Genomic DNA, 18277 nt, shown 5'->3' on the forward strand with positions numbered 1-18277 from the left:
CCATGATCTCGAAACCTATCGGTGGCCATCGATTTGCACTGTCGGACGCAACCGACATGCGTAAGTGCATGCTACAAAGCGGCGGCCGAGTGCCGCCCGCCACAAACACGAAGGGCGCGGCGTCCTGGTCAGACCGCCGCGCCCGCAGGCTCACTCAATGTGGCTGGTTCCTCAGTTGAACCACTTGTCATCGGCAGACTTGCCCCAGGCGTCGACCTGCTTCTCGGCCTCGTCCTTCTCGATGCCGTAACGCTCCTGGATCTTGCCGGCCAGCTGCTGGCGATTGCCGGCGACGACATCCAGATCGTCATCGGTCAGCTTGCCCCACTGAACCTTGGCCTTGCCCTTGATCTGTTTCCAGTTGCCTTCAATGCGATCCCAGTTCATTTGATTTCCTTTCCTTCGTTGACGACAGTGAGGGCCGGCGCGTGCCGGCCACATCCCATCGATTGACCGGCTGACGGCTTGTCTGGCCGAAATGGTCACCGATGCAATCAGCTTAGGCCTGCTCCAGCGCGGTGCGGATCGGAGCGTGCCGCGGCGCCGCGTAGGACCAGTGCGCGCAGTCCAGCGAAGCGGTGCGCTGCAAGAACATGAGCCGTAGGGGGCTTCCTACCGGACAAGTCGTTGCCTGCCGATGGTGGGCGCAGGGCGGCCGGCCTAGTCTGCAAACACAGTTGCCGGAGCAGCGTACAGACGCACTTTGCTTCCGGCCTCGCGCAATCCGTTTTGCAGAAACGGCCCTCGTCCACTACCACCGGCCAGTCCGGGTTCCTGGAGGTCCAGACATGAACAGCAGAACTTCATCGGTGATCAGCCGCTGTGCAGCCGGCTTTGCAATGGTCACATTCGCGATCGGTGCCGCATCGGCTTCGTCGTCATCCGGCCTGGCATCGGCCGAGGCTCGCTTCAAGCAAGAGCGCCAGGCCTGCCTGAGCGGTCAGTCGCACCAGGACCGCGAAACCTGCCTGAAGGAAGCGCGCAATGCCCTTGCCGAAGCGCGCAAGGGGCATGCAACGGCCGGCCCCGAAGAATGGCGGCAGAACGCGCTCGCCCGTTGCGATCGCGTGCCGGAAGCCGAACGCAAGGCCTGCCAGAAACTCGCGCTCGGCGAGGGCAGGCAGTCCGGCAGCGTCGAGGGCGGTGGCGTGATCAAGGAAATCACGACGGTCACGGTCGGCCCGCCGGTCGTGCTGGTGCCGGTGCAGGAAGGCGCCAAGCGCTGATTCCCTGTTCTGCGATGCGGCTCTGACCGCATCGCCAATGCTTCCGCTCCGGCGAAGCAAGCCTGACATAAATCAATGGCGGGGCGCCGCCGGCATGCTCAACTGGGCTTGCCATGCCGGATTTCGCCGATGACTCTGCCCCCATCGACCTCGCCGCCGTCGATGCGGTGGTGCGTCGGCATGGCGGACGGCGCGATGCGCTGGTACAGATCCTGCGCGAAGTCCAGGCCATCACGCGCTGGCTGCCGCACGAAGCGATCGCGACGATCGCCGCCGGAGTTCAGCTGACGCCGGCGATCGTCGGCGGGGTCGCGAGCTTCTACCGTTTTTTCCACCTGCAGCCGGTTGGTGAATACCACTTGCTGTGGAGCGACAACATCATCGACCAGATGGCGGGCAGCCGCGTGCTGGCCGCCGAGTTGTGCCGCCAGCTCGGCATCGTGCCTGGCCAGATCTCGACGGGCGGCCTGGTCAGCACCGGCTTCACGTCGTGCACCGGAATGGGCGACCAGGGCCCGGCTCTGCTGGTCAACCAGCATCAGGTGCTGACCCGGATGAACAGCGAACGTGTCGCCGAACTGGCGGAACTGGTGCTCGCGCGGGTTCCGGTGGTCGACTGGCCGGCGCAATGGCAACAGGTCGACCCGCAGCTGCGGCGCAGCGATCAACTGCTGGCCGCTGCGCCGATGCTCGGCGCCGGCCTGCAGGCCTGCCTGGCACGCGGCGCCGAGGCCACGCTTGCCGAAATCGACGGCTCGCGCCTGCGCGGCCGAGGCGGCGCAGGATTCCGCACCGCCGACAAGTGGCGGCTGTGCCGGCGCGCACCGGTGCTGCCTGGAGGCAGCCGAATCGTCGTCTGCAACGCCGATGAGGGGGAGCCCGGCACCTTCAAGGACCGGGTGCTGCTGAGTTGCCAGCCCGATGCGGTGATCGAGGGCATGACGATTGCGGCCCGCGTGCTCGGTGCACGCCACGCATTCCTTTACCTGCGCGGTGAATACCGCTATCTGCTGGAGTCGCTGCAGGCGGTGCTGGAACGTCGCCGTGCGCAGGGCCTGCTCGGCAGGAACATCCTCGGCGAGCCGGGTTTCGACCTCGAGATCGAGATCCACATCGGCGCCGGCGCCTATGTCTGCGGCGAGGAAAGTTCGCTGATCGAGTCGCTCGAGGGCAAACGCGGCACGCCGCGGATCCGCCCGCCGTTTCCGGTCGAGCGGGGGTATCTCGGCCAGCCGACCGTCGTCAACAACGTCGAGACCTTCTGCGCGGCAGCCCACATCGCCGAGCGCGGCGGGGCATGGTGGGCAGCGATCGGCACGCCGCAAAGCAGCGGCACCAAGGTCCATTCGATCAGTGGCGACTGCGAGCGGCCCGGCATCTACGAATACCCGTTCGGTACCTCGATCGAGCAAATGCTGCACGACTGCGGCGCGCAGCGCACCCAGGCGGTTCAGGTTGGCGGCCCGTCCGGCATCTGCCTTGCCGCCGATGAATTCGGCCGGCGCATCGGGTTCGAGGATGTGCCGACCGCTGGCGCGTTGATGGTGTTCGACCAGACCCGCGACATGTTCGACGTCGCGCGCAATTTCAGCCACTTCTTCGCCCACGAAAGCTGCGGTTTCTGCACGCCATGCCGGGTCGGCACCGAGCTGGTGGTGCGCCGGATGGACAAGCTGGCGGCCGGCCATGGCTCGATGTTCGACGAAGGCGAGTTGCGCGAGCTGGAGGCATTGCTGCATGGCACGACGCACTGCGGTCTCGGCGCGAGCGCAACCAATCCGCTGCGCGATACGCTGCTGCGCTTCCGCCCGGCTTATGAACGTCGGCTGCAGTCGCCCCGTTTCACGCCGGCCTTCGATCTCGATGCCGAACTGGCGCCGGCGCGCCATGTCACCGGCCGCGACGATGCCGGCGCCCACCTGGAGCGGCAGGGATGAGCAACCGCGCCGACCAGCCCTGTTTCGTGCTCGACCAGCAGGCCGTGTCGTTCGAGGAGGGGGAGACGCTGCTCGCCGCGGCAAACAGGGCCGGGCACCATATCCCGCACCTGTGCTGGCATCCCAGGCTCGGCCAGAGCGGTGCCTGCCGGTTGTGTACGGTGAAGGTCGACGGCCGACTCGTCGCCGCCTGCACGACCCGTGCGACGCCCGATGCGCAGGTCGAAAACCGCAGCGCCGAACTCGATGGCAAGCGCCGCATGCTGCTGCAGATGCTGTTTGTCGAAGGCAACCATTTCTGTCCCGGCTGCGAAAAAAGCGGCGACTGCCTGCTGCAGGCCACCGCCTACGAGATGGGCATGACCGGGCCGAAATTCGAGGAGTTCTATCCGCTGCGGCCGGTCGATGCCAGCCACCCGGACATGTGGCTCGAGCTGAACCGCTGCATCCTGTGCAAGCTGTGTGTGCGCGCCAGCCATGAGGTCGACGGCAAGGACGTGTTCGCGATCGGCGGCCATGGCGTCGGTGTGCAGCTGCTCGTCAATTCAGCCAGCGGCAAGCTCGGCGACAGCAGTTTTTCGGCCGGCGACTTTGCCGCCAGCGTCTGCCCGGTCGGTGCAATACTGCCGAAGCGGCGCGGATTTGCGGTGCCGATCGGCGAGCGCCGATTCGACCGTGCGCCGATCTCCGAACAAGGCGAACAGCGCGACGGAGGTAGCGACGATGACGGCGATTGAGCGACCTGACCGCGCGCCCCGGTCCGATGAGCAAGCTCGGCCCAAGCCGCGGCTGGCGACGGTATCGCTGGCCGGCTGCTTCGGCTGCCACATGTCGCTGCTCGATCTCGACGAGCGCCTGTTCGTTCTGTTCGAACGGGTCGACTTCGACCGGTCGCCGCTGACCGACCTGAAACACTGCGGCCCGTGCGACATCGGCCTGATCGAAGGCGGCCTGTGCAATGCGGAAAACGTGCTCGTGCTGCGCGAGTTCCGCGCCCGCTGCAAGCTGCTGGTCGCGGTCGGTGCGTGCGCGATCACCGGCGGGTTGCCGGCGCAGCGCAATGCGCTCGATATCGGCCGCATCCTGACCGATGTCTATCAGCAGCGCCCCGGTCTCGGCGCGGGCAGCCAGGTGCCGAATGATCCGGAGCTGCCGCTGCCGCTGGCCCATGTGCACCCGATCCACGAAGTGGTCCGGATCGACCATTTCCTGCCCGGCTGCCCGCCGAGCGCGGATGCGATCTGGGCCTTTCTGACCGCGCTGCTCGACGGCCGCGAGCCGCAGCTCGGCCATGGCCTGATCCATTACGACTGAACGAGATGTCAGCGAATCCTGCACCACCTCTGCGCCGGGTCGCCATCGATCCGGTATCGCGTGTCGAGGGGCACGGCAAGGTCACGCTGCTGCTCGACGCGCAGGACCGTGTGCAGCAGGCGCGGCTGCACATCGTCGAATTCCGCGGCTTCGAGAGCTTCATCGTCGGCCGGCCGTACTGGGAGGTGCCGGTGATGGTGCAGCGGCTGTGCGGCATCTGCCCGGTCTCGCACCACCTCGCGGCCAGCAAGGCGATCGATGTCGCGCTCGGCGTGGCCGGGATCCCACCGACGGCGCAGGCGATGCGCCGGCTGATGCATTACGGGCAGATCATGCAGTCGCATGCGGTGCACTTCTTCCATTTATCGTCGCCAGACCTGCTGTTCGGTTTCGACAGCGAGGTGACCCGGCGCAACATTGTCGGCCTCGCCGCCGCTTTTCCCGACCTCGCGCGGCAGGGCGTCGCACTGCGCAAGTTCGGTCAGGAGGTGATCCGCCTGACCGCCGGCAAACGCGTGCACGGCACCGGCTCGGTGCCTGGCGGCGTCAATCGACACCTGACGGCGGCCGACCGCGACGGCTTGGCCGCGCAGGTGCCGCAAATGATTGCGTGGTGCGAGCAGGCGGTCGAACTGGTCGCGCAGCTGCATGCGAAAGACCGCGAGCTCTACGACCATTTCGGCAGTTTTGCGTCGAACTGGCTGTCGATCGTCGATCGCAGCGGCGCGCTCGACCTCTACGACGGCGTGCTGCGCGCCCGCGACCCCGCCGGCCGGCTGCTCGTCGATGGCGCGGACGTCCAGCAGTACCTCGACCTGATCGAGGAGCGGACCGAGCCGTGGACGTACATGAAATTTCCGCATCTGCGCGCGCTCGGTCCCGATGCCGGCTGGTACCGGGTCGGCCCGCTGGCACGGATGCACAACTGCGATCTCGTGCCGAGCCCGCGTGCCGAGGCGCAGCGGCAACGCCTGCTTGCCGACGGGCCGGCGCAGGCGACGCTCGCCTACCACTGGGCGCGGATGATCGAGATGCTGCATGCGATGGAAGTCATCGCCGACATCCTCGACGACGAGGCCCTGCTCGGCGGCGACCTCGTCGCGCCGTTGCCCGGGCAGCGGCCGTCGCTGCGCGAAGGCGTCGGCGTGATCGAGGCGCCGCGCGGTACGCTGATCCACCACTATGCGATCGGCGACGACGATCTGGTCACGTGGTGCAACCTGATCGTCAGCACGACCCACAACAACCGGGCGATGAACGAATCGATCCGCAGTGTGGCCGATCGCTATTTCGACGGACGCGCGATCAGCGAAGGCCTGCTGAACCACATCGAGGTCGCGGTGCGTGCCTACGACCCCTGCCTCAGTTGCGCGACGCATGCACTCGGCAGCATGCCGCTCGAGGTCGACCTGGTCGACGCGTCGGGCGGCCTGCGTGACCGCGTGCTGCGCGATGGCGACGGGCATTTCGGGCGGGCGGCATGACGAGGCCCGCGCGCTTGCTCGTGCTGGCGGTCGGCAATCCGAGTCGCGGTGACGATGCGCTCGGCCCGCTGCTGCTGCAGCGGCTGCACGATGCAGCGGTCGACCGCGACGGCGAGGTGGAACTGCTGACCGATTTCCAGTTGCAGGTCGAACATGCGGCCGATCTGGAAGGGCGGGCTGCGGTGCTGTTTGTCGATGCTGCGCGGCCAGGCGTCGTCGATGCCGCCGGCATCGTGCCGCTTGATGCCGACGAACGGGTACCGGTGGCCAGCCATGCGTTGCGCCCGCAGGCGGTGCTGTGCGTGGCCGCCCAGTTGCACGGCCGGCCGCCGCCTGCCTGGCAACTGGCCATCGCGGGCGAGCGCTTCGGGCTCGGTGAAGCGCTCAGCGATGCCGCACGGCGCAACCTCGAACGGGCGCTCGTGCTTGCGCTGCGCTGGCTGCGCGAGCAGCGGCTGCCGGAGCTGCGCCGTGCATGAAATGAGCATTGCCGGCAGCATCCTGCAACTGGTCGAGGAGGCGGCGCAGCGAGAGCCTTTTCGGCGGGTTCGCGAATTGCACCTGATGGTGCTAACGCTGTCCTGTGTCGAGGCCGGCGCATTGCGTTTTGCGCTCGAGTCGATCGCGCCCGGCACGCTGCTCGAAGGCGCCGAGCTCGCGATCGACGAAGCACGCGGCCGTGGCCGCTGCCGCGAATGCGGGCGCGAATCCGAGATGACCGACCGCTGGCAGGCCTGTGCGGACTGCGGTGCCGGCGGCCTGGTCGTGACCGCGGGGAGCGAATTGAAACTGGTCGACATGCTGGTCGAGTGAGCAGCTAGTCGCGTTGAGCCGAAGGGGAACAGGATGTGCGTGGTTTGTGGATGTGGCGATGCGAAACGGAACATGCCGGTGGCGGCCGGAGCAGGACCGGCGAGCGCCGACGACACACTCAGGCTCGACTTCGGCGCCGGCGCCGCGCGGGTGTCGGTGCCTGGCATGAGCCAGGCGCGCGCGATCAAGCTGGAAGCCGACGTGCTCGGTGCCAATCAGCGCCTGGCGGACCGCAACCGTGCGCATTTCGCTGCGCACCGCGTGAGCGCGTACAACCTGGTATCGAGTCCCGGTGCTGGCAAGACCAGCCTGCTGTGCGCGACCATCGGCCTCCTGCAGCGGCGCGCGCCGGGGCTGCCATTGGCTGTGATCGAAGGTGACCAGCAGACCAGCCACGACGCCGAGCGGATCCGTGCCAGCGGCGCGGCCGCAGTGCAGGTCAATACCGGCAAGGGTTGCCATCTCGATGCGCGGATGGTGGCCGCGGCATTCGAACGCCTGCCGCTGCACGCCGCCGCACACCACGATGCCGCCAGCGAGATCGGTGCGCTGCTGCTGATCGAAAATGTCGGCAATCTGGTCTGCCCGGCGTTGTGGGATCTCGGCGAGCAGGCCAAGGTTGCGATCCTGTCGGTCACCGAAGGCGACGACAAGCCGGCCAAATACCCCGACATGTTTGCCGCCGCCGGACTGATGGTGATCAACAAGATCGATCTGCTGCCGCATGTCGACTTCGATCTGCAGCGCTGCATCGACTTTGCTCGGCGCGTCAACCCCGACATCGAGGTGATGCTGCTGTCGGCGCGAACCGGTGACGGGCTCGAGCGCTGGGTCGACTGGTTGCTCGGCGAACGGCCGGGCGCGGGCGGCGATTCGCCACTCGATCGGCGCGTCCGCGATGTCCAGGCGCACCTGCGCCCGGTGCTGGAGAAGGCCGGATGACGATGCGCCATGCCCGCCTGGCATTGCCGCTGCGTGCACCGGCACGCGTGCTGGCCTGCGGTGCCTTCCTGAAAAGCCGCGCCTGCCTGCTCGAGGATCGGCTGGTGTTGCGGTCGGCGATCCATGGCGACCTCGGCTCGCCCGGCCCGTGCATCGCGCTGGAGCGGTCGGTCGACCGCTTGTGCGAGCTTGCCAGCGGGCCGATCGATGCAATCGCGCACGACCTGCACCCGGACTTCCACAGCACTGCCGTTGCGCAGGCGCTGGCGGCCCGTCTCGGCGTGCCGGCGATCGGCGTACAGCACCACCATGCCCATGTTGCCGCGGTGATCGCCGAACAGGGGCTCGCCGACCCGGTCATCGGTATCGCGCTCGACGGCGTCGGCCTCGGCTCGGACGGCACCGCGTGGGGCGGCGAGGTGCTGCATGTCGGCGGTGGCCATTGCGCCGACCGTTGGGCACGCGTCGGGCATCTCGAGACGATCGCGCTGCCGGGCGGCGATGTGGCGGCGCGCGAGCCGTGGCGTGTTGCTGCCGCGGTGCTGCATGCGGCAGGGCGATGCGGCGAGATCGAGCCACGTTTTTCGTCGCTGGTCGGCGCGCTGGCGGCGCGCACCGTCGCGACGATGCTCGACCGCCGCCTGAACTGCCCGTCGACCACCAGCGCAGGCCGCTGGTTCGATGCCGCGGCCGGCGCGCTCGGCCTCAGTGTCCGGCAGGGCCAGGAGGCCGAGGCGGCGGTGCTGCTCGAGCATCGCGCCGCCGACTGGCTGAAGGCGCATCGCGGCGACGAGCCCGAGGTCGATGCGGCCGAGTTGAGGCAGGTCGTCGCCGATCTGTTCGACGTCGACCGTTGCGACCCGGCAGCGGTCGGCCGCGGCGCCGCGACATTTCACCTCGCATTGGCCGCGGTCCTGGCGCGGATCGTCGTCGCGGCGGCCGGCGCGGCGCAGGTGCGCCACGTCGTTTTTGGTGGCGGTTGTTTCATGAACCGGGTGTTGTCGGAGCAGCTGACGCGGCGTTTGCGGCGGGCCGGCCTGGTTGTCCATGCACCGCGGGCAATCGGTTGTGGCGATGCCGGGCTCGCGCTCGGGCAAGCCTGGGTTGCCGCCTGCCAGGTTGCCGCCGGTGCGGCGCCGGCCCGGGCATCGGTACCGCTCGAGATGGAGGTCTGAGATGTGTCTTGCCTTGCCGGCGCTGGTCGTCGAGATTCGGGATGACGAGATCGCCGTCGGCGAACTCGGTGGCGTGCGCAAGGAAATCTCGCTGGCATTGACGCCCGGCGTCGCGGTCGGCTGCTATGTGATCGTGCATGTCGGCCATGCGATCGGTGTGCTCGATCCGGAAGAGGCGCAGCGCACGCTCGAATTGTTCGGCGAGATCGCCACGGTGCGAGGGGCGGCGGGATGAAATTTGTCGACGAATACCGCGATGGTGCACTCGCCGCGAAGCTCGCGGCCCGGCTCGCTGCCGAGGTCGAGCCGGCGCGCCGCTATCGCTTGATGGAATTCTGCGGCGGCCACACCCATGCGATCTCGCGTTACGGCATCACCGAATTGTTGCCGGCCAATCTGCGGATGATCCACGGCCCCGGATGCCCGGTCTGCGTATTGCCGATCGGCCGCATCGACCTCGCGATCCGGCTCGCACTCGATCGCGGGGTGCTGTTGTGCACTTACGGCGACGTGATGCGCGTGCCGGCGTCCGACGGCTTGTCGTTGCTGCGGGCGAAGGCGCGCGGTGCGGACGTCCGCATGGTCTATTCGGCTGCCGATGCGCTGCGTCTGGCGCGGGCGAATCCGCAACGCGAGGTGGTCTTTTTGGCGATCGGCTTCGAAACGACGACGCCGCCAACTGCGCTGGTGATCCGCCAGGCGGCTGCGGAGAACCTCGGCAATTTCAGCGTGTTGTGCAACCACGTGCTGACGCCGGCGGCGATCACCCACCTGCTCGATGCGGCCGAGGCCCGGCAACTCGGCAGCGTGCCGATCGACGGTTTTGTCGGGCCAGCCCACGTCAGCATCGTGATCGGCTCGCAACCCTATGAGGGCTTTGCCGCGACCTACCGCAAGCCGGTGGTGATCGCCGGCTTCGAACCGCTGGACGTGATGCAGGCGATCCTGATGCTGGTGCGCCAGATCAACGAAGGCCGGGCCGAGGTCGAGAACGAGTTCACGCGTGCGGTCAGCCGGCAGGGCAACCGCGCGGCGCAGCAGGTGATCGACGAGGTGTTCGAATGCCGCGACAGTTTCGAGTGGCGTGGCCTCGGCGAAGTGGCGCGCAGCGCACTGCGCATCCGGCCGGCATTTGCCCGCTTCGATGCCGAGGCTCGCCATGCGCTGAGTTATTCAGCCGTGCCTGACCACAAGCAATGCGAATGCGGCGCCATCCTGCGCGGCGTGAAGGCGCCGACCGAATGCAAGCTGTTCGGCAGCGTCTGCACGCCGGAAACCCCGATGGGCTCGTGCATGGTGTCGTCCGAGGGCGCCTGTGCCGCGCACTACACCTATGGCCGCTTCCGGAGCATTCCGGTGCTCGCGGATGAGGCGACGGCGGCATGAAAAAGGCCTATGTGCGCCCGCTCGACCTGCGCAATGGCCAGGTCGACATGAACCATGGCGCCGGCGGCCGGGCCACCGCGCAGCTGGTCGACGAACTGTTTGTCCGCGCCTTCGACAACCTGTTTCTTCGCGCCGGCAACGATGGCGCCGTCGTCAGCCCGCCGGCCGGCCACCGGCTGGTCGTCGCGACCGATGCCCATGTGATCACGCCGTTGTTTTTCCCTGGCGGCGACATCGGCAGCCTCGCGGTGCACGGCACGATCAACGATGTCGCGATGATGGGCGCGGTGCCGCTGTACCTCAGCGCCAGCTTCATCCTCGAGGAGGGTTTTGCGCTGGCCGAACTGCGGCGGATCGTCGAATCGATGGCTGCGGCGGCGCGCGAGGCCGGCGTGCCGGTGGTCGCCGGCGATACCAAGGTGGTCGAAGCCGGCAAGGCGGACGGTGTCTTCATCTCGACGACCGGCATCGGTGCGCTGCCGCCCGGTCGCTGCCTGGACGGCGCACTGGCGCGGCCCGGCGATGCGGTGCTGCTGTCCGGCACGATCGGCGATCATGGTGTCGCGGTGTTGTCACGCCGCGAATCGCTTGATTTCGAGACGACGATCGAATCGGACTCGGCCGCGTTGCACACGCTGGTCGGGCAACTGCTCGCGGCAGTGCCGGAGGGCGCGATCCGGGTGCTGCGCGATCCGACCCGCGGCGGGCTGGCGACGACGCTGAACGAGATTGCCCGCCAGTCGTCTGTCGGCATGGTGCTCGACGAAACGGCGATACCGGTGCGGCCTCAGGTCGAGGCGGCCTGTGAACTGCTCGGCCTCGACCCGCTGTATATCGCCAACGAAGGCAAGTGCGTCGCGATCTGTGCAGCTCCATTCGTGCAGGATGCGCTGGCGGCCTGGCGGGCTCATCCGCTCGGCCATCAGGCGGCGTGCATCGGCACCGTCACCGACGATCCGCACCACTTCGTGCAGATGGCGACCGCTTTCGGCGGTCGCCGGATGGTCGATTGGCTGTCCGGCGAGCCCCTGCCGCGGATCTGCTGACCTTGGCGGCGGCGCACGCAGCGCCGTCGAATGCTGCACACTCCGGGCTCCCCGTTTTCTGGAGTTGTCATGTTCAATCGCCGCCGCCTGCTTGCCCTTGTCTTGGCCGCAGGCTTTCCGTTTGCCGCACAGGCCCAGTCGTGGCCGACGAAAAATGTTCGCATCGTCGTGCCGTTTGCCGCCGGTGGCACGACCGACATCCTCGCCCGTGCGCTGGCGCCGGAGTTGCAGCGCGCCTTCGGTCAGACCTTCATCATCGACAACAAGCCGGGTGCCGGCGGCAACATCGGCGCGGCCGATGTCTCCCGTTCAGCCGGTGACGGCTACAACTTCCTGATGGGCACGGTCGGCACGCACGGCATCAATTCGAGCCTCTACCCGAAGCTGCCGTACGACCCGGTGAAGGATTTTGTTCCGGTGACGCTGGTTGCCGCAGTACCAAACGTGCTGGTGATGAATCCGGCGAAGGCGCAGCAGTACGGCATCAATACCGTGGCCGACCTGATCCGACATGCAAAGGCGAACCCGGGCAAGCTGAACATGGCGAGCTCGGGCAATGGCACATCGATCCATCTGGCCGGTGAACTGTTCAAAAGCATGACCGGCACTTATATGGTCCACTTTCCGTACCGCGGCTCCGGCCCGGCGCTGCTCGACCTGCTCGGGGGCAGCATGGACCTGATGTTCGACAACCTGCCGAGCGCGCTGCCGCAGATCAAGGCCGGCAAGCTGAAGGCGCTGGCGGTGACCAGCGCGACCCGCTCGGCGGCACTGCCGGACCTGCCGACGATCGCCGAAGTCGGCGGCCCGGCATTGAAGAACTATGAGGCGAGTTCATGGTTCGGCCTGCTGGCTCCGGCCGGCACGCCGGCCGACATCGTCGACAAGGTCCAGCAGGAGACCGCGAAGGCACTCGCCAGCCCGGCGATGAAGGAACGGCTGATCGCCCAGGGCGCGGTGCCGAGCGGCATCACGAGCGCGCAGTTTGCCACCTTCATCGACGCCGAAACGCGCAAATGGGCGCAGGTCGTGAAGGTGTCGGGCGCGAAGGTCGACTGAGCGAAGTTGCAGACGCGGCCGGATCGACCGGCCGCGTTGTCACTTGACCAGCGTCACATTGCCGAGCGGCGGCGCGGAGACCGTGCCGCGGCGGCGCAACGCCGCTTCGACGACTTCGGTGACGGTCTGCTCGTAGACGGGCGACGTATCAACGGCCTTGCTGCTGTTCGATCGCCGACCGCACCTGCTGCAGCCCGCGTCGCATCCAGCTTTTCACCGAACCGAGCGGTACTCCGAGATGCGTCGCAATGTCGTTATGGCTCAGGCCATCACAGAAACTCATCACCAGCACCTGCCGTTGCCGCGCCCCGAGCGTGTCGAGCAAGCGCTGCACCTGCTGCAGTTCCTCGACGTGGTTCAGGTGTTCGTCAGGAAGCGGTGCCCCATCGACGGCTTGATGCAGCGGATCGGAAACATCGCAGCCGGACTGCGGGGTTGCAGTCAGACCGACCCGCAGCGCATCGCGGCGCAGATGATCGACCGCATGGTTGTGCGCGATTCGATGCATCCAGGTCAGCGGTTGCGCCTTCGAGCCATCGAAGTCGCCGGCATGGCGCCAGATCTTCAGATAGACCTCTTGCAACACCTGGTCGGCTTCATCGCGCAGCCAGACGATCCGGCGGACAACTGCATATAGGCGAGCACTGGTCTGCTGATACAGGTTCCGGAAGGCCAACGCATCGCCGCCGGCAGATGCCTGCAGCAGCGAGCGATGGCTCGAGGTCTCATCGTTCGATCGGCTGCTTTCTCGATCGGCACATGCCGTCCTTCGACTGGCACGATCTGCTGCGGCGGGGACGAGAGGGGAGTGGGTACTGCTGAGGGCCTGCACCGCTCAGTTGTAACGGCCGGTAGCGAGCGGTGGCGTAGGTCAGCTGGGCGCTGAGTTGTCAGACAAGGCGCCGCCGGGGATTGTCATGGGTTCGGTGGGTCCGGTTCGAGGTCGCTCGAATGTCCAAGTCTCAGGCTCGGCGCGCGATGCCACTGAAGCGAAATTCTTCATCTCGAGATCGGTTTCCCGCAAAGGCAGCGATGAGTGCCTGTTGGCTACCAAGGCCTGTCTTCTGATACACCGACTTCAACTGGACCCGCACCGTTCCCACCGACGTGCTGCGAATTGTCGCGATTTCGCTGGTTCGGCAGCCTTTGCAGAGCAACGAGACGACTTCCGCTTCGGCCCGGGTCAGTCCGCTGGAACCTGCCGAAGCGGCAAGGTGTCCTCCAATGGAAACCGTCTTGATATTCACGCTGCTGCCGGTGGCACTTCGCGCGACGTGACGCTCAGGCTTGAACTGGATGGGTTCGGTCGATCCCCCAGAACAGCCGGGAACGAGGTTTTCGGCAAGCATGGCGCGCCACTGTTGTGCTGCCCGCTTGCCTTGCCCTTGTTCTTCCAATGCGCGAATGGTCAACATTCGCGCGAGCCAGGCGGCTTGAAGATTTTGTCGGCGACTCGCCGCCTGACTTGCTCTTGACGCTGCCGCTGCAGCTGCGGCCCAGTTTTCCTCTGCGAGGAAGACGATGCTTGCCGCGCAATGGGCGTACGGAACGAACCACTGCGCCAAGGAACTTCGGCTGTCTTGCATCCGCAAACATGTGTCGAGGGATTCCCGAGCCAATCTCAAGTTGCCACCGCTGGTATTCGACAGGCAATGGAGCCAGGCTGAGTGGAGTTCGAAGTCCAGATGCACGTCCTTGGACGGGTAGATCGAAAAAGTGGCGTAGTCCAAGCCTCGAAGTCGTTCATCAATGCCTGCAATCTGGGGGCTTGGCACGGTCCCAGTGCCCAGTGCGCTTCGCCACAAAGTTCGATAACCGTCGAGCGCAAGCAGATTGAAGCTGGCCCTCGTCGGCTGCCTGTTGTCGGACCGTTGTTCAGGCCCGACAGCGGACTCCAGCCATTGCCTGGACGTATCCCACTTCCCGAGATACATGCAGGTCACGCCTGCGTAGTTCAGAGCAGATTGTGTCAACGCGCGATTGGAAAGCTTTTCGCCAGTTGCAAACGCTCCGTATGAATAAGTGAGCGCGACGTCAGTCTGACGCAACTGACCTGCCAACCACGCTGCCAGCAGTTGCGCTTCCGCCGCGCCGCAGGCATCGCCCTCCCCCTCAAAAAGCGGTATGGCGCGCGCCAGGCGTTCAAGGGCGGGGCCCATCTGCCATTCCGTGACGAGCACTTTTGCCTCGAGCAGTCTGGCCGCTGCCTCGGTATGGTGGGCCCCCTTTTTTGCCGCAACGGTTGCTGTCTCCCTTGCCGCACGCATGGCCACCTGAAAACGGCCCTGCGCGTAGGCATCCATGCCCTCTGCCATCGATATCGCCAAGCCCGGTCTCCAATCCAACTAAAAAAAACCTATACCAACTGGGTGATGCGCGGGCCGACGTGCTTGGCTAACGTAGCGGTGCCCCGTGAACGCATTTCACCCTTGGCGGAAGGCTGTTGTCCAGATGACCCACCGCAAACAGGGGGTGAAGGTATGGCTGGAATGCATCGGCGGTGTTTCATTCAATGCTGGACCGCAACCAAACAGGATTGGGAGTAATGGAAATGAATTTGAAGACGTTTGCGCTTGCAGCGCCAGTCGCTGCCGCTTTCATGCTGCTGTCAGGTTGCTCGGGCGAGCCCTCCAGCGGGGAAGTGAAGGAGTTGGTGACATCCGAGCTCAAGCCCGTGCTTGAACAGCAGGCTGCCATGATGAAGTCGATCGGTGGCCTGTTCGGCGGCAGCGCAAAGGCGATGGCGGCACCGGTGCTGGAAGATGTGAAGAAGGCCGGCTGCAAGGAAGATGGCAAGGCCGCTTTCAAGTGCGACGTCGAAGTGACCATGGCTAGCGGGGACAAGCGCGACATGAAGGTCATGCCGATCCGCTTCGTCAAGACGAGTGCGGGATGGCAGATGAGCCAATGACCGGCATCGACCGATGAGCGGGCAACTCGATACAACCAACCCGGCCGGCGTGGCGACGGCGGCGAGTCAGCCGCCGGCTGCCCATGTCAGCACATTCGCGCAGCGGGAACTTGCCCCGTTGAATGCGGCGACCCTGCTGGCCACAGGCTTGAGCACCGCTGTGCTGACGGTCGCGACGGATCTCATGGGGCCGCGGCTGAACGTCTGGTTGACGGCGGTCTTTGCGGCGGCATTCGTTCTCTCCGTCGTCATCGCCCTGATGCTGATGGGCCGCGAAGGTGCACCCAGTGCGCAATCGTCCGGGGTCGCTCGGTGGGTCGGTTGCTTGCGGCGAGGGTTGCGCCGGTCGATGCAGAACTGGCGGTATGCATTGCTCCTCGCAACGATGGTCGGCTTGGCCGTCTATTCCGCCTACGTGAAGGCGCGGGAAGCGGATGGTGGGCTGTTGCGTGAGTTCGTGTTTCGGCTGGATCGGCTCCAGGCAACCGCGAACGACACCCGAAGCGGGATCGATTCGCTGACCCGCAGGCAAGACGCGCCAGTTGCCCGCCTTAGGGACCTAGGTTTCGACAACACCGATGAAGGCGCATGGAAGGCTCTCAGCGAGGGAAATGTCGACGCGCTTGGTTTGATGCGTAGTCTGGGCCGAACCTACTTTCCGACGGATTCTGGCGGGGGCGGCAATGCACTCGAGGCTCTGCTGATGAAACCCGGGGCCGAAATTGCCGGCGCGCTTCGTGAAGCAGGTATCGGCGCGGCCGAGCTGGATAAACCGCGCTCGATTGAGCGCGCTCTTATGGGGAGTTTCCAGGTCCCGACCAAAGGTTTGTACGAGTCACTGGGCTTCATGGTCGGCCCGACACGCCCGGAGATCGTTCCGGCTGGGCGGGTTCACATTGTTCATGATGTCCAGAGCCGGTGGATGGCGCCGACTCCAGCCATCCTGTTGGCGGTCTGGGCCGGTAAGGATGACGCGGTCCGCGCACTGCTGGAACGAGGTGCAAATCCGAATCTGGCCGCCGTGGCAACGGTGATGGGCTCCACGACCGAAACCAAGCGTCTGGGCGACAAAGCATTCCACTTTCCAAGATTCGAGCAGTTCGAGATGCACGTCTACCCATTGTCGGAGGCGAGGCGGCTCGGTCTGGAAAAGATCGAGGAGATGCTTCGCAACGGTGGTGCCAATGGCGAGTCGAGTATTCGTCGGGTCAGGGGCTGAACGGTTGTTTGTACGGCTGATCACAGATAATTCGAAAGGATGTTATGACCGAGCTCGTATTCCACAGGGCTGAAGTTCTGTCCCATGATGCCCAAAAATATTCGTCGACCGAAATTTTTGGCGGGGGTGCATATGCGTTTGCAGTCAACGGTGTTGTGACCGCAGGTACACGTGATATCCAATCCCAGTCCACTACTCATGAACACCAAGCTCTTTGGGTACGAGACCTCGACACTGGGCAGGAGATCAATCTTCAGCTCAGCGATGTCGGCTTCCGGGCTCGTCCTGGCCACATCCTGACGCTTGCCGCAGACGCCCGCGATGGCACTTGGGAGAGACTTGCCAACGAGTCCACCGGTGAATCGAATGATCGCGCTGGGAAGTTCAGTCGCACCGCGGCTGAACCTATGCTGCAAAAACAGCATCAAGGATGGGCTGCCGGCGTTTTATTACTGATACCGTTGCTTAATTGGATCGCGGGAATATTTGCGCTGGTGTATACGCTGAATCATCCACTGTCTTACGCAGGGCTTAAGGTTCCCGGTGTGGCCACGCGGACCTTCAAGGAAATCGGTGCAGGCGTGGCGGCATTTGTCGGTCCTTACGCCTCGATAGTCTTTTCGCAGGAAGGCTTACCCTTCTTTGCGTTTCTCAGTCTAGTGGTGGCGGTTTGGGGTGCGTTCCTCTACGGGAAGTACTGGAAAGAGGCATACGCTGCGGCGGCAAAGGTCTGCCTCGATCGAGCGGCGCTGTTCGATGCCAAGTTCGCGGCTTTTCGCAAAACGCTCCCGCCAATGCAACAACGGGCGGGGGCGGCGTCCGACCGTGGCGGCGCGGCCCCGATGGAGCTCGGTGCCTGACGGACTTAGGGAGGCGCATGGGGTTGATCCAATCGTGCCTCGATTCCCCAGGCTTCCTCGGCGTCGGCACTTAGCCAGTGACGCAGCTCAGCAGAAGGGCGGTACAGCGGTCCGAGATGTCACCGGGCGGCCCGGGGCTCGTCGGAGACCGCACGAATGTGATGCATCAACCGCGGTCGCATTGGCCGCTCGAGCAGAATCAACGACCGTGCAAAAAGGGCTCGTGAGTCATTGACTCACGAGCCCTTCTCTGGTTCTGGTGGCGCTTCAGGGATCCACCACCAAATCTCGTTCAAGAAGGCTGCATCCGTTCAGCATCAAGGACTTGCAGCTCTGACGTCCACGGCCGGGTGAAGGCAGGAGCGTCAACCTGAAGTGTATCCCTTTCCTCCAGTTTCTGGGGATTCAAATTGTCCATTCTGAACAGGGCAGATTTTGGCCTGCGCTGTCGCGGAAGAAGCTCCATGGACGCGACGACGGCTACCCTCCCATCTGCAAAGGCCAGCTGGGCGGGCCTGCGATTGGTGCAGCCTCATGCGCGCTCGGAGGGCATCAAACCTGAATGCTTCCCACATATGTCGGTACGAGGAAACCCCCCACATAGGGGGCGGTGAATCCCTAGGGGCTCAAAGGCCTCGTTTTGCTTACCCTGGACCACCAGGCGGGAGGGCAGCGGCCATGGCGATCAAGCTGAATCGGTGGTTGGCTCTGTGCCGTACGTGGATGATGGCCGCGGTCATCATCGTTGTCGCTGCCTGTGGCGGGGGCGGAGACTCAGGCCAGTCAGGATCGCCTGGTTCGTCGCCAACAGCGCCGGTGCCGTTGCCACCAGTGGTTGCGACAAATGCCGCTCCCACTGGTGGTCGATTGGTCGAAGTCTCATCGGTTGCCGTCAGCGAGATCAC

The 18277-nt window shown here is 65.4% G+C and carries 19 protein-coding genes; 16 read left to right on the forward strand and 3 right to left on the reverse strand.

The features are described 5' to 3' along the window. Positions 1 to 171: 171 nt before the first annotated feature. Positions 172 to 387, reverse strand: a complete 216-nt coding sequence (locus ACNH6H_RS15835) for a CsbD family protein (protein ID WP_418319007.1) — start codon at positions 385 to 387, stop codon at positions 172 to 174. 401 nt (positions 388 to 788) lie between these two features. Between ACNH6H_RS15835 and ACNH6H_RS15840 the strand changes: the two genes are divergently transcribed. From ACNH6H_RS15840 to ACNH6H_RS15900, 13 genes are all read left to right on the forward strand, one after another. Beyond that, the gene (locus tag ACNH6H_RS15840; RefSeq protein WP_418319009.1) at positions 789 to 1226 is read left to right on the forward strand and encodes a hypothetical protein; all 438 of its coding nucleotides are present in this window, start codon (positions 789 to 791) and stop codon (positions 1224 to 1226) included. Between the two features lie 113 nt (positions 1227 to 1339). Next, positions 1340 to 3163, forward strand: a complete 1824-nt coding sequence (locus ACNH6H_RS15845) for an NAD(P)H-dependent oxidoreductase subunit E (protein WP_418319010.1) — start codon at positions 1340 to 1342, stop codon at positions 3161 to 3163. Then, complete coding sequence (locus tag ACNH6H_RS15850) at positions 3160 to 3900, forward strand: 2Fe-2S iron-sulfur cluster-binding protein (RefSeq protein ID WP_418319011.1); 741 nt, start codon at positions 3160 to 3162, stop codon at positions 3898 to 3900. Before ACNH6H_RS15845 ends, ACNH6H_RS15850 begins: the two co-directional genes overlap by 4 nt. Further along, positions 3887 to 4477, forward strand: a complete 591-nt coding sequence (locus tag ACNH6H_RS15855) for an NADP oxidoreductase (RefSeq protein WP_418319012.1) — start codon at positions 3887 to 3889, stop codon at positions 4475 to 4477. The genes ACNH6H_RS15850 and ACNH6H_RS15855 overlap by 14 nt, the downstream gene beginning before the upstream one ends. 5 nt (positions 4478 to 4482) lie before the next feature. Next, the gene (locus ACNH6H_RS15860; protein WP_418319014.1) at positions 4483 to 5961 is read left to right on the forward strand and encodes a Ni/Fe hydrogenase subunit alpha; all 1479 of its coding nucleotides are present in this window, start codon (positions 4483 to 4485) and stop codon (positions 5959 to 5961) included. Next, a complete protein-coding gene (locus tag ACNH6H_RS15865; RefSeq protein ID WP_418319016.1) occupies positions 5958 to 6440 on the forward strand; it encodes a hydrogenase maturation protease in 483 nt (160 codons plus the stop codon). The genes ACNH6H_RS15860 and ACNH6H_RS15865 overlap by 4 nt, the downstream gene beginning before the upstream one ends. A 1-nt stretch (position 6441) precedes the next feature. Further along, positions 6442 to 6774, forward strand: coding sequence for a hydrogenase maturation nickel metallochaperone HypA (locus ACNH6H_RS15870; protein ID WP_418321353.1), 333 nt, complete (start codon positions 6442 to 6444; stop codon positions 6772 to 6774). Between the two features lie 33 nt (positions 6775 to 6807). Then, positions 6808 to 7716, forward strand: a complete 909-nt coding sequence (gene hypB / locus ACNH6H_RS15875) for a hydrogenase nickel incorporation protein HypB (RefSeq protein ID WP_418319017.1) — start codon at positions 6808 to 6810, stop codon at positions 7714 to 7716. Continuing rightward, positions 7713 to 8891, forward strand: coding sequence for a carbamoyltransferase HypF (locus tag ACNH6H_RS15880; protein WP_418319018.1), 1179 nt, complete (start codon positions 7713 to 7715; stop codon positions 8889 to 8891). The genes hypB and ACNH6H_RS15880 overlap by 4 nt, the downstream gene beginning before the upstream one ends. 1 nt (position 8892) lies before the next feature. Further along, positions 8893 to 9126: a HypC/HybG/HupF family hydrogenase formation chaperone gene (locus tag ACNH6H_RS15885; RefSeq protein ID WP_418319020.1), complete on the forward strand. Its 234-nt coding sequence runs from the start codon at positions 8893 to 8895 to the stop codon at positions 9124 to 9126. Beyond that, positions 9123 to 10277 carry a hydrogenase formation protein HypD gene (gene hypD, locus ACNH6H_RS15890; RefSeq protein WP_418319021.1) on the forward strand — a complete coding sequence of 385 codons (1155 nt, stop codon included), beginning with the start codon at positions 9123 to 9125 and terminating at the stop codon, positions 10275 to 10277. The genes ACNH6H_RS15885 and hypD overlap by 4 nt, the downstream gene beginning before the upstream one ends. Further along, complete coding sequence (gene hypE / locus ACNH6H_RS15895; RefSeq protein WP_418319022.1) at positions 10274 to 11323, forward strand: hydrogenase expression/formation protein HypE; 1050 nt, start codon at positions 10274 to 10276, stop codon at positions 11321 to 11323. Before hypD ends, hypE begins: the two co-directional genes overlap by 4 nt. Before the next feature lie 69 nt (positions 11324 to 11392). Beyond that, positions 11393 to 12382: a Bug family tripartite tricarboxylate transporter substrate binding protein gene (locus tag ACNH6H_RS15900; protein ID WP_418319024.1), complete on the forward strand. Its 990-nt coding sequence runs from the start codon at positions 11393 to 11395 to the stop codon at positions 12380 to 12382. A gap of 148 nt (positions 12383 to 12530) precedes the next feature. On the opposite strand, the gene ACNH6H_RS15905 is transcribed toward ACNH6H_RS15900, so the two are convergent. Both ACNH6H_RS15905 and ACNH6H_RS15910 read right to left on the reverse strand, forming a co-directional pair. After that, the gene (locus ACNH6H_RS15905) at positions 12531 to 13058 is read right to left on the reverse strand and encodes an RNA polymerase sigma factor (protein ID WP_418319026.1); all 528 of its coding nucleotides are present in this window, start codon (positions 13056 to 13058) and stop codon (positions 12531 to 12533) included. 286 nt (positions 13059 to 13344) lie between these two features. Then, positions 13345 to 14709 carry a helix-turn-helix transcriptional regulator gene (locus ACNH6H_RS15910; RefSeq protein WP_418319027.1) on the reverse strand — a complete coding sequence of 455 codons (1365 nt, stop codon included), beginning with the start codon at positions 14707 to 14709 and terminating at the stop codon, positions 13345 to 13347. 218 nt (positions 14710 to 14927) lie between these two features. Here ACNH6H_RS15910 and ACNH6H_RS15915 point away from each other — a divergent pair, with 218 nt between their 5' ends. Genes ACNH6H_RS15915 through ACNH6H_RS15925 form a run of 3 tightly spaced genes read left to right on the forward strand, consistent with a single transcriptional unit; the run spans position 14928 to position 17372 of the window. After that, on the forward strand, positions 14928 to 15293 hold the full coding sequence (locus tag ACNH6H_RS15915) for a hypothetical protein (RefSeq protein WP_418319029.1): 366 nt from the start codon (positions 14928 to 14930) through the stop codon (positions 15291 to 15293). Between the two features lie 13 nt (positions 15294 to 15306). Then, positions 15307 to 16512 carry a hypothetical protein gene (locus ACNH6H_RS15920; protein WP_418319030.1) on the forward strand — a complete coding sequence of 402 codons (1206 nt, stop codon included), beginning with the start codon at positions 15307 to 15309 and terminating at the stop codon, positions 16510 to 16512. 44 nt (positions 16513 to 16556) lie between these two features. Next, positions 16557 to 17372: a hypothetical protein gene (locus ACNH6H_RS15925; RefSeq protein WP_418319031.1), complete on the forward strand. Its 816-nt coding sequence runs from the start codon at positions 16557 to 16559 to the stop codon at positions 17370 to 17372. The last annotated feature ends 905 nt before the right edge of the window (positions 17373 to 18277 follow it).

This window comes from Pseudideonella sakaiensis (assembly GCF_048320135.1).
In the GTDB taxonomy this organism is placed as follows: domain Bacteria; phylum Pseudomonadota; class Gammaproteobacteria; order Burkholderiales; family Burkholderiaceae_C; genus Ideonella_A; species Ideonella_A sakaiensis_A.